At 32.9% G+C, this 11,970-nt stretch carries 10 protein-coding genes and 1 other annotated feature; of the genes, 7 read left to right on the forward strand and 3 right to left on the reverse strand.

Annotation, left to right across the window (positions count from 1 at the left end):
- Positions 1-86: 86 nt before the first annotated feature.
- The 3 genes from JRC48_RS01025 to tyrS all read left to right on the forward strand — a co-directional run bounded on the left by JRC48_RS01025 (position 87) and on the right by tyrS (position 3,497).
- On the forward strand, positions 87-371 hold the full coding sequence (locus JRC48_RS01025; protein ID WP_235070025.1) for a chorismate mutase: 285 nt from the start codon (positions 87-89) through the stop codon (positions 369-371).
- A 435-nt stretch (positions 372-806) separates the two neighbouring features.
- On the forward strand, positions 807-1,796 hold the full coding sequence (locus JRC48_RS01030; RefSeq protein ID WP_235070026.1) for a substrate-binding domain-containing protein: 990 nt from the start codon (positions 807-809) through the stop codon (positions 1,794-1,796).
- Between the two features lie 44 nt (positions 1,797-1,840).
- Positions 1,841-2,041 (forward strand) — a binding site (T-box leader).
- Positions 2,042-2,231: 190 nt separating this feature from the next.
- Positions 2,232-3,497 carry a tyrosine--tRNA ligase gene (gene tyrS, locus JRC48_RS01035; protein WP_235070027.1) on the forward strand — a complete coding sequence of 422 codons (1,266 nt, stop codon included), beginning with the start codon at positions 2,232-2,234 and terminating at the stop codon, positions 3,495-3,497.
- Positions 3,498-3,624: 127 nt separating this feature from the next.
- Here tyrS and JRC48_RS01040 read toward each other — a convergent pair whose 3' ends face one another.
- Complete coding sequence (locus tag JRC48_RS01040; protein ID WP_235070028.1) at positions 3,625-4,656, reverse strand: YeiH family protein; 1,032 nt, start codon at positions 4,654-4,656, stop codon at positions 3,625-3,627.
- A gap of 115 nt (positions 4,657-4,771) precedes the next feature.
- Between JRC48_RS01040 and JRC48_RS01045 the strand changes: the two genes are divergently transcribed.
- On the forward strand, positions 4,772-5,665 hold the full coding sequence (locus JRC48_RS01045) for a LysR family transcriptional regulator (protein ID WP_235070029.1): 894 nt from the start codon (positions 4,772-4,774) through the stop codon (positions 5,663-5,665).
- A gap of 121 nt (positions 5,666-5,786) precedes the next feature.
- Here the strand turns inward: JRC48_RS01045 and rpsD are convergent, their stop codons facing one another.
- Positions 5,787-6,386, reverse strand: coding sequence for a 30S ribosomal protein S4 (gene rpsD / locus JRC48_RS01050; RefSeq protein ID WP_055241189.1), 600 nt, complete (start codon positions 6,384-6,386; stop codon positions 5,787-5,789).
- Between the two features lie 290 nt (positions 6,387-6,676).
- Positions 6,677-7,159, reverse strand: a complete 483-nt coding sequence (locus tag JRC48_RS01055; protein ID WP_235070030.1) for a GAF domain-containing protein — start codon at positions 7,157-7,159, stop codon at positions 6,677-6,679.
- 147 nt (positions 7,160-7,306) lie between these two features.
- Here JRC48_RS01055 and JRC48_RS01060 point away from each other — a divergent pair, with 147 nt between their 5' ends.
- The 3 genes from JRC48_RS01060 (at position 7,307) to thiI (ending at position 11,840) form a co-directional block, all read left to right on the forward strand.
- Positions 7,307-9,034, forward strand: coding sequence for a septation ring formation regulator EzrA (locus tag JRC48_RS01060; RefSeq protein WP_235070031.1), 1,728 nt, complete (start codon positions 7,307-7,309; stop codon positions 9,032-9,034).
- 400 nt (positions 9,035-9,434) lie between these two features.
- Positions 9,435-10,568, forward strand: coding sequence for a cysteine desulfurase family protein (locus tag JRC48_RS01065; protein ID WP_235070032.1), 1,134 nt, complete (start codon positions 9,435-9,437; stop codon positions 10,566-10,568).
- A 42-nt stretch (positions 10,569-10,610) separates the two neighbouring features.
- Positions 10,611-11,840 carry a tRNA uracil 4-sulfurtransferase ThiI gene (gene thiI / locus JRC48_RS01070; RefSeq protein ID WP_235070033.1) on the forward strand — a complete coding sequence of 410 codons (1,230 nt, stop codon included), beginning with the start codon at positions 10,611-10,613 and terminating at the stop codon, positions 11,838-11,840.
- Positions 11,841-11,970 lie beyond the last annotated feature (130 nt).

The raw sequence follows: 11,970 nt of genomic DNA on the forward strand, positions 1-11,970 counted from the left end.
GGGAGCAAGTATTAAAGCTTGTTCCCTTTTTAACAAACTGTTAGCCAATAATACGTTCAAGTAAAAAATTAAGATGAGGTGAAAACATGACAAATATGAACTTAAAACAACTAAGAGATCAAATCGATGAAATTAATGTCCAATTGCTACATTTATTAAATCAACGTACTCAATTAGTGGAGGCTGTTGGAGTTGAGAAAGATAAACAAGGATTAAAAAAATATGATCCAGTTCGTGAAGAACAAATTATAGAAAAGTTAAAGCAAATCAATGAAGGACCAATGACAGATGAAATGATGGTTCATATCTTTAAAGAGATTTTTAAGGTTAGTGTTAAATTACAAGAAGATAATAGTCAACAACAAGACTAGTAGGGCTAACATTTCAAACATTTTTGGGAATCAACTCGCGAGAGAAACTAAAAGGATTATCCATGATTATTATGTCTATCTATTTTGTTAGAGATAAGTTCAAATATTTCAAAGCGTACAGATTGAACTAAAATCCATCTAATCATCATTCACTCAGATGATAATTGACCACTTTGGAATAATTTGATGTTTTTTTGAAAAAATTATTCAAATAGAATAAACCAACCTTTTCTTGTCTATAATAGAGTTAATCATGAAAAGCAAGCGGTTTAAAAATGTAAATTTTCATGAAGTTATTGATAAATTAATTTATTTTCGATAAAATGAAGGTTGTATCGGAGATTATGTAGGTGTTAACGCTTGCAGAGTCGTACTTTGCAAGTTGAAATGATAGATAGATACAGGAAATTTTTTTTGCGTTTAGGAGTTGATTTTATGTCAAAGGTGACAATTTATGATGTCGCACGTGTAGCTGATGTATCATTAGCAACAGTGTCTCGCGTTTTAAATAATCCAGAAAAAGTAAAACCTAAAACTCGTGAGCGAGTTTTAGCAGCCATCAATGAGTTAGGATATCGTCCTAATGCAATCGCGCGTGGATTAGCTAGTCGTCGTTCAACAAACGTTGGATTAATTGTTCCAACTTGTTCACGTGCATCTGTATCAGAGATGATCGATGGGGTAGCAGATATCGCTGATAAATATCGTTATTCAGTGTTCTTAAATGTAACTCATAATGAAAATGATATTGCAACAAATGTTTGGCAAAATATGATCGCCTCTCAAGTAGATGGTGTTTTAATGATGGCTGATAAAATTAGTGAGGAAGAAATCGAGCGTTTAGCAAACGATACAGTTCCAACGGTATTATTATCAGTTAAAGATTTAGAAGGGCGTCTACCAGCTGTTTTAATTGATTACGAATTAGCGGCATATGAAGCAACTAAAAAATTAATTGAAAATGGAAACAAAGATATTGCGTTCATTACTTCAAATTCATACTATGCGATGAATGATTTAAAAGAACAAGGATATCGTCGTGCCATTGAAGAAGCTGGACTTGAGCCACGCATTTTAGGATTATACAATAAGTTTGAAAATTCTTTAGATTCATTTAAAGATTTCTTTGCTAATAATCAAGCACCAGATGCTGCATTAGCGGTTCGTGACTCAGTGGCAGTTATGTTTATGAATGCTGCAATTGAACATGGAATTAGTGTTCCAGATGAATTAGAAATTATCGGATTCCAAAATACAAAATATGCAATTATGTCACGTCCACAGTTAAGTACAATTAATATTCCAACATATGATATTGGAGCCGTTGCAATGCGCTTATTAACAAAGTTAATGAAAGAAGAGGAAGTTACGGAAACACAAATTACGTTACCTCATTCATTTGTTTGGCGTAATACAACGAAATAAGGTTGACAGCAACCTACACAATTTGTTATAATCCAAGCATCAATAATAGTGCAATGAAAAGAATTAAGTAGTGATTATAGATAGCAAAATCAGAGACTTAGTGGTTGGTGAGAACTAGGGCAGATATAATCATGAATTACACTCTTGGAGCATGTTCTTATGAACCGGTCTTTACCGTTATCAAATTAAGTGGTTAAAGCATAGATTTAACAAGTTGGGTGGTACCGCGAATTTTCGTCCCTTCATTTTATCTTTTTAGATAAAATGAAGGTTTTTTTATGGATTCGCTAGATTCTATTTATCACGAAGATGAAGAATTTATGGTGAATCAAAACTTATGTAATTTATACTTAATCATGAAATTGAATGGATAATGGGAAGTTGGTTTTTTAAATCTTAAATATTTAACGAATGAAATTAAACGAGGTGAAACTAATGAAAAATGAATTCTTAAAAGAATTAGAGTGGCGTGGGTTAATTAATGACTGCACGGATTTAGAAGCATTAGACGCTTTAATGGAAGAAGGAAAAATTACATTATACTGCGGGTTTGACCCAACGGCAGATAGCTTACATATCGGATCATTATTACCAATCTTAACATTAAAACGTTTCCAAATGGCAGGTCATAAACCATTACCATTAGTAGGTGGAGCAACAGGATTAATTGGAGATCCAACAGGTCGTTCAGCAGAGCGTCAAGAGAATAGCCATGAAACAGTTATTAAATGGTCTGAAAGTATTAAACGACAACTATCACAATTTATGGAGTTTGGTGATCAATCAAATTCAGCTGAATTAGTAAACAACTACGACTGGACATCAAATTTAAGTATGATTGAATTCTTACGTGATTTTGGTAAGTACTTCAATATTAATTACATTTTAGCAAAAGATACGGTTTGTTCACGTTTAGATCATGGAATGACGTTTACTGAATTCTCATATACGATTTTACAAGGAATGGACTTCAAACATTTATTTGAAACGAGAAACTGTGTTTTACAAATTGGTGGATCAGATCAATGGGGTAATATTACATCAGGATTAGAGTTAATTCGTAAAACAATCGGTCATGAAGCAAAGGCAGTTGGATTAACAATGCCATTAGTAACAAAGGCTGATGGAACAAAGTTCGGAAAAACGGCAGGTGGGGCTATTTGGTTAGATCGTAAGAAAACTACGCCTTATGAAATGTATCAATTCTTAATTAATACAGCTGATGAAGATGTTATTAAATTCTTAAAATATTTCACATTCTTATCAAAAGAAGAAATCGATGCTATTGAAGTTGCGTTCAAAGAAGCTCCACATGAACGATTAGCACAAAAAACATTAGCTAAAGAAGTCGTAACAATTGTTCATGGTCAAGAAGCTTACGAGCAAGCCTTAAAAATTACGCAAGCTTTATTCAGTGGAAACTTATCAGAATTAACAGCTGATGAAATTGAAGTTGGATTTAAAGATGTTCCTTCAGTTGAATTAGCAGAAGATCTTAACTTAGTAGATGCACTTATCACTGCTAAAGCAGCTAGCTCAAAACGTGAATCACGTGAATTTATCAATAATAACTCTATTTCTATTAATGGAGAAAAAGTGAACGATTTAGAATTCATGGTATCTAAAGCACAAGCAATCGGTGGTAAATTTACTGTTATTCGCCGTGGTAAGAAAAAATATTTCTTAATTAAACACGTTTAATAAAAAAAGAAGATCTAATCAGATCTTCTTTTTACTTAAATTGATAATCGGCTCACGTCACTAGTATAAAAGAGAGAACACATTAAGGAGGTTCTCTCTTTTATTTTTAAAGATTTATTTAGTTAAATTATAATAAGATAGAAATTAATACGATTGCAAAGATAATTTGAGCCACTCCAATAGATAAGCAGTAGATTCCACTTTTTAATCCAGCTTTCACTAAATCTTTAAACTTAACACTCATTCCGATTCCCGCTAAAGCAAAGATTTCAAGATAGTTACTTACTTGTTTAAATCCAGCAGAAACTTCTGTACTAATAAAGCCGATACTAAATAGGAAACACATTAAGAAAAATCCTTTAACATACCATGGAATTTTAATTTTAGCTTGTGGTTTTTCATGATGAAGTTCTGCATCATGATTTTCTTCATCTTTTTTAAGCTTAGCAAATGCTAAAATAACAAATACTAAGAAAATGATTCGTACAATTTTAAAAATTGTGGCGTATTGTAACACATCATGATTTACCATAGAGGCACTTCCTACGACTTGCCCCACTGATTGAAGCGTTCCACCGATTAAAGCTGATGATTGAATGGTTTCATCTTGATAAAGTAAATTTGTTAAGAATGGTAAAACCATCATTAAAACTGTTCCTGTTAAGTTAACTAATGTAATCGTAATGGATTTATCGACTTCATTAGCTTTAATGACTGGAGCAGTTGCTCCGATGGCAGAAGAACCACAAACAGCATTTCCTGAAGCCATTAATAGACGGAAGTCTTCTGTGAATCCTAATTTTTTACCGACAATTAAACAAAAAACAATCGTTAAAAACATCTGTAAAACAATGAAGCTAACACCGCCAACTCCTAATTCTAAAATAACTTGATAACTTAATGTCCCCCCTAATAAAACGATCGAATAAGACAGTAAGTTTGATTCAGAGAAGCGAATTCCTTTATAAAGTTTTGGATTAGTTAAAAGTGTATTTCCTAATAATAGCCCAAGTAAGATAGCAATGGTTGCCCCACCAAGTGTTGGAACAAATGTTCCAAGATATTTAGAAATCAACCCGATCAGGACACAAACAACTAGACCAGGAAAGATATCTTTAAAATTAATAAGTTTTTGTTGTATAAAATTTCGTGTTTTCATTCGAGTACTCCTTCTTCTTCAGTTTATATGATAAGTATATAATAGTTATTATCATAAGTAAAATTAATTGTTATAATAATAGCGATTAGTAATAATTATAATAGAGGTGTCTGATATGATTGATGAATTAAAATCGTTTATTCAGGTCGTAGAAAATCAAAACTTTACTAAAGCAGCAAGAAAATTGAACTTATCTCAACCTGCTGTTAGTATGCATATTTCAGGGTTAGAACAACAGTTGAATACAAAATTAATTTTACGTTCTAATAAGCAAAAAAACTTCTTATTAACGCCAGATGGAGAGCTATTATATCAACGAGCAAAAAAAGTTGTTCATGCCTATGATGAGATGATGATTGAAATAAAAAGTCAACGTGAAACGGTTCAAGGAACGTTAAAAATTGGAGCTAGTTTAACAATCGGGGAGTATTTACTTCCTGAAATTCTATCTCATTTATCTAAGTTATATCCCGAGTTGACATTTGAAGTGATGATTGAAAATAGTCATTCGATTATGGAGAAAGTCGATCAATTAGAACTTGAGATAGGGTTAATTGAAACAGATGAGTTGTTATTAAACTTAAATCGCCAATCATTTTATTGTGATCGTTTGCAAATTGCATATAGTGACACTCTAACTTTGCCATCTAAGGTTGAGCAATATCGTCAATTTTTTTGTGAACAAACATGGCTTTTAAGAGAGAGTGGATCAGGAACTAGATTGATGACTGATTTTTTCTTAGAACAATTTCATATTGTTCCTAACTATCAAATTGTTCTTGGAAGTAATTATTTAGTTAAGGAAACATTAAGACAGCGATCAAGCGTAACATTCACGTCAACATTAATGAAAAAACAAGAATTTAAAGGTATTCATTATTTAGAAGATCCGACCTATGAACTTCAGCGCTTATTTTACTATGTAACGAAAGAGGGGGTTGTATTAAGTAAAAGAGTTCAAGGGATGATTCAAGTATTAGATCATCTATCAGAAATTATTGATAGTTAGAAGCGTTTGATTTGAAATACATTGAACAGTATTAGGGTGGTTTGGATCAGAATTAAATATGCGATGAACAAAAACAAAAAAGACTTCGGAAAATCCGAAGCCTTTTTATTGCCATTAAAGATTAACGGCTGTAGAACTCTACGATTAAGTTTTCGTGGATGTCAGCGAATACTTCTGAACGTTCTGGTAAACGTACGAAAGTTCCTGTCATAGTTGCTTCATCGAATGATACGAAGTCTGGACGGTGTACAGTTCCTTCTAAAGCAGCTTTGATGATAGCTAAGTTAGCTGATTTTTCACGAACGCTGATAGTTTGTCCTGGTTTTACTGAGTAAGATGGGATATCAACGCGTTGTCCATCTACTAAGATATGTCCGTGGTTAACTAACTGACGTGCTTGACGACGAGTGTTAGCTAATCCTAAACGGTATACTAAGTTATCAAGACGAGATTCTAATAAGTATAAGAAGTTCTCACCATGTTTACCTTGTAATTTACCAGCACGATCGTATGTACGACGGAATTGACGCTCAGTCATTCCGTATGCATGACGTAATTTTTGTTTCTCTTGTAATTGTAATCCGTATTCAGAGATTTTTTTACGAGCTTGTCCGTGTTGCCCAGGTGCATAAGGGCGTTTTTGTAATTCTTTTCCGTTTTCTAAGATAGAGTATCCTAAACGACGAGAAATTTTCCAGCTTGGTCCAGTATAACGAGCCATGCTATGACCTCCTTTTAATTTTTAAGTAATTGATTTTGCATATCAAAAAAGGAGAAACTTTACCTGAACTATAGGATAGATTAAAATCTCATATCCTCGCCTTTGCAGCCAAAAGGTTATACGATATGCCATCAATATCTCGAGCGATATTGAGGTTTAATCTATGCGTTATAGTCTGATAAAAAGCTGCCTTTCATATACGCACTCAAGTATAATATCAACATTCTACTATATTGTCAACAAAAAATCCGACTTCTAAACATTTTCCAATAATTAAATTTAAATTTAGATTAATTCATGGTGTTTATAAGAATTTGAACAAACTGTTCTAAATATTTTTTATCCATTTCACTAAAACGATTGAGCACAGGACTATCAATATCTAAAACACCAATTAACTGATCGTCTTTGATAAGTGGGATGACGATTTCTGAGTTAGTTGCTTCATCACAGGCAATATGTCCAGGAAACTCGTGAACATTTGATACGACTACTGTTTGCTTTGTTGTGGCTGCATGACCGCATACTCCTTTATGAAATGGAATACGAATACATGCCGGTAATCCTTGAAAAGGACCGAGAACAAGTTCTTGACCTTTGGCTAAATAAAATCCGACCCAGTTAATGTCGTCTAAAAAATGATTTAACAAAGCAGCTGCATTTGATAAATTGGCAATTAAATCTGACTCTCCATCCGTTAATCCTTTTAATTGCAATAAGACCGTTTCATAATTTTCAGTTAATGTTCCTTGATACATCGTTTGATGAAACATATTGATCCCCCTTTAATTACTAAAATAGTTTCCACTCATTATAGCAAAAATGATTAGAAAAACATAGAAACATTAGGATTTTTTATCAAATTATGATATTATTATAAGATGAAAAAATTGTTTAACTAAACGTGATGGGAGGATACTATGGGAGATTTCAAATTACTAATTTTAATAGTGATGATTGCGGTCTTAGCTATCGTGTTAATCTACTCAGTCATTATCATATCAAAAAAGAAACAGTACTATGCTAAAATCGATGAACTTGATGCTTTAAAGCATGAGATTTCTAATCAAACCGTTCCATTTGAATTAGCGAAATTACGTAGTACAAAAAAGAGTGAGCGAATTGTAAAGTTGGTTCAACAATGGGAAAGACGCTGGGGAAAATTAGAATCCGATTTTATTACCGTCACGGAGCAAATCATTTATGCAGAGGAGCTAGTTGCTAATAAAAATTTTAGTGAAGCCGATCAACTACTAGAAGAGTTGAAAGAAACACTAGAGTCATTAAGTGAAGACGTGACTCAATTATTAGAAGAAATAAAGTCATTAAAAAAATCAGAAGAGCGTAGTCGTTCAAATGTCATTGGATTAAAAGAACAGTTTGAAGGATTAAAGTTACGATATGAGAGTGAAGAAGAGCAATATCTAGATTTAAAAGAGGAGATGAAGACCTTATTTAAGGATGTAGATGTCTTTTTCTTAAAGTTTAATGAGTGTATGGAAGACTGTAATTATGATTTAGCGGATGAGACATTAGAACTTATTAAAACACAAATTGAGATCATTATTAACTTATTTGACCGAACACCACTTTATAAAGAAACCATTGAAAAAGAAACGAAGCCTCTATTACGTGAAGTTTTAAAAAGTCATGATTCAATTGCTGAATCAGGTGTTTATTTAAAACATCTTCAGATTAAAGAAACCATCTCCGTTTATCGTCAACAGTTAGAGGATATTCCAAATTGGATGAAGCGATTTGAATTTTCTAAAATTGAAGAGACACTGGTTGAAATTCATGATAATGCCAAACAGATGATTGAATATATGAAAAAAGAATACGAACTTCAAGAGGTCTTAAAAGAAACGTTCGCGCAAACAAAAGATTTAATGCAAGATTTAAAAGAACATAGTGAAAAATTAAGTGAGCAATACGAAAATATTAAAGGTAATTATCGATTACCAGAAGAGGAAGAGAGTCAGTTTAACTTTTTATTAAACGAGATTCAAATTGTTAGCAATGAACTAACATACTTAATCGGAAAAAGAGATGAACACCAAAGTGCTAACTCGGTTTTATCACGTGAAATTTCTTCAATTAACCAACAACTAAAAGAAATTAAAGATCATCTTTATGTGTTTGATGGAGAAATCGAAAGTCTTTACGCAGGTGAGAAGGAATGCCGTCAGCGTGCTTTATATTTATTAAAAACATTTAATCACTTAAAAGGAATGTATCACCAAGCTAATTTACCTGTTGAGGATGAAACAGTTAAGGAGCTCATTAAACGTGCTAACTTTTCTGTTCAAGTGCTATTTGAAACCATTGGTCAATTACCTATTAATATTGCAGATATTGATGAGCAATTAACATTGGCACAAGAATCTATTCAAGCTTTATCAGAGCGTGTAGAAATTGAAATCCAACAAGTTAAGTTAGCAGAGCGTTTAATGATTTATGCGCATCGCTACATCGCACGCGAAGGAATGTATGTTGTTGATTTAACGATTGCCGAAGATCAGTTCCGTCAAGGTAACTACGGGACGGTGATTGAGCGAATGAAGGAGCTCTTAAAAGAAATAGAAGGACCACGATTTGATTTAACATACGATCAATTTAAACAGCAATTAGACTGTTATTTATTATAATGAACAAGCTGTCCGGAACTTAAAAATTCTTATGGACAGCTTTTTTATGGATTAAAAAATATTTATTTTAGCGATTAAATGATGTGAAATGAATTTGGTGCATAATATAATAAGAATGTCAGAATTAATTTGTTATTAAAAACTATCTTTTTTTAGCAATTTGATGATGAGGTTCATACTTTATAGTGTAAGCAAATCATAAAACGACCATTTTCTACGTCATAAACTCAGAAAATCATTGCGATTTGAGATTATAGCTTTAATGTGGTATAATGTCGAAACGATATTAAAGCAACAACTTTCATAGTCAATGAAGTTAATACCTCTTAGTCGAAAAGAGTCTAAAAGAGTTAAAAGTTTAAAATGGATCTGAGATGTTTATGTCGGAAGGAGAATTAAAATGATTTATTTAGATAATAGTGCGACCACTCCTGTTGATCCGGAAGTTTTAAATGCATTTGTCAAAGTGAATGAGAATTTCTGGGGTAATCCAAGTTCACTACATGCATTTGGTGCTCGCGCTGAACAACTACTAATTCAGTCCGAAAAGCAAGTTTTGTCACTATTAAATGCTAAACAACATAAGGTTATATTTACATCCGGAGCAACTGAGAGTAATAACTTGGCAATTCGTGGATTGTGCCATGCTTACAAAAATCGTGGACGACACATTATTACAACCCCTGTAGAGCATGCTTCTGTTCATGAAACATTAGAGGAATTAGAAGATGAAGGATTCCGTATTACTTATATCGACGTCAAAGGTAGTAATCAGGAAATAATCAGACAGGTTCAAGAAGCAATTTGCGAAGAGACGATTTTAATTTCATTTATGCATGTAAATAATGAAACAGGAATGATCTTCCCTGTCTATGAAATTGGTCAATTATTAAAAAAATATCCAAAAGTCAAATTTCATGTTGATGCCGTTCAAAGTGTAGGGAAAATTCCTGTTGATATTGATAAAATGAATGTTGATTTACTTTCGTTGTCAGCTCATAAATTTCATGGGTTAAAAGGTTCAGGTGCTTTAATTGTGAATCAATACTTAACTTTAAATCCTGAAATTACAGGTGGACATCAAATGTATGGTCTTCGCTCAGGAACGATCAATGTAGCAGGTGCGGTTGCATTAGCTAAAGCATTACGTTTAGCTGTTGAACCATTGCAACAAAACTATAATCATGTTAAAAAATTGTATGAGTATACGATGCAAGAATTAAAGCAAATCGATGGGATTGTGATTAATAGTCATCATGAACATCAAACCCCATACATCATTAACTTTGCAGCAGTTCCAATCAAAGGTGAAACACTCGTTCATGCACTTGAAGAATATGACGTCTATATTTCTGCTAAATCAGCATGTTCATCAAAATCAGCAGCAGCTTCACGTATCTTATTAGCTTTAGGAATTAGTGAAGACGTTGCTCAAGAGAGTGTTCGAGTGAGCTTTTCAAACTTATCAACTAAGGACGACGTGGACTCCTTAATTAAAGCTTTAAAGATTGTAGTCGCTCAGTTAAAACACTAACAGTAAAATTCGCAGCAGGTTATCGAGGAAGGAAATGATGAAATGATTTATGACCGTATTTTAGTCCGTTATGGTGAATTATCGATTAAAGGAAAGAATCGTAAATATTTTAAAAATGCTTTGCATAAAATAATTCGTCGCAAATTACGTGGACTTGAAAACTTAACTTATGAAGTGACACGTGATCGTTTCTATATTATTTTAAATGGAACAGCACCAGAATTAGTGACAGAGCAATTAGATAAAGTATTTGGATTACAATCTTATAGTTTAGCAGCTCGTTGTGAAAATGAAATTGATGCGATTAAAGCATTAGCTTTAGATATTATCAATGAGCAACCAAAAGTTCCAACAACGTTTAAAGTGGAAACAAAGCGATCTGATAAACAATTCCCAATGAAATCCGGTGAGATTTCACGTGGAGTAGGAGCGCACTTATTAATTAATACCGATCATTTAAGTGTAGATGTTCATAATCCTGATATGACCGTATTTGTTGAGGTTCGTCGTGAAGGAACATTTATTATGGCGCAACATATTAAAGGTCTTGGTGGTTTCCCAGTTGGAATTAGTGGAAAAGGATTATTAATGATTTCAGGAGGAATTGATAGCCCTGTAGCGGGATATTTAATGCAAAAACGAGGAGTTGAAATCGAAGCGATTCACTTTGCCTCACCTCCTTATACATCAATTCGCTCAAAACAAAAAGTGTTAGATTTAATGGAGAAAAATGCGCATTACGCACCCGTAGACTCAATTGCTGTTCATGTGGTTCCATTTACAGAATTACAAACAGCAATTTACGAGAATATTCCAAGTAGCTACACAATGACTGTGATGCGTCGTATGATGTATCGTATTGCTGAAGGAATTGCTAAAAAACGTGATATTTTAGTTTTAGCAAACGGAGAAAGCTTAGGACAAGTTGCTTCACAAACTTTAGCAAGTATGTATGCGATTAATGCCGTAACTAATATGCCAATTATTCGTCCGGTTGCAACACTTGATAAAAATGAAATTATTGATATTGCTAAAAAAATTGATACATATGATATTTCAATTCGCCCATATGAAGATTGTTGTACGGTCTTTGTTCCAGAACATCCTGCAACTAATCCATCATTAGAAAAATGTATTGAATTTGAGCAAAACTTTGATTTTGAATCATTAGTACAAAAGTGTATTGATAACACAGAAATCATCACTGTTCGTGCAGGTGAAATCATTGAGTTAGAAGAAAATACAGCTTGTGCATTAAACGACTTATTCTAATAAATAATATTAGATTTAAAATAGTAATCGTCTAGTTAACGAGTGATCATAATAGGTTTATGGGTTAGTCCATAAATCAATACCAGTGTATATATCCTATCTTCATTTGATAGATAGAAGCTAAAAAGCT

Source organism: Turicibacter sp. TJ11 (assembly GCF_021497505.1).
In the GTDB taxonomy this organism is placed as follows: Bacteria; Bacillota_I; Bacilli_A; order MOL361; family Turicibacteraceae; genus Turicibacter.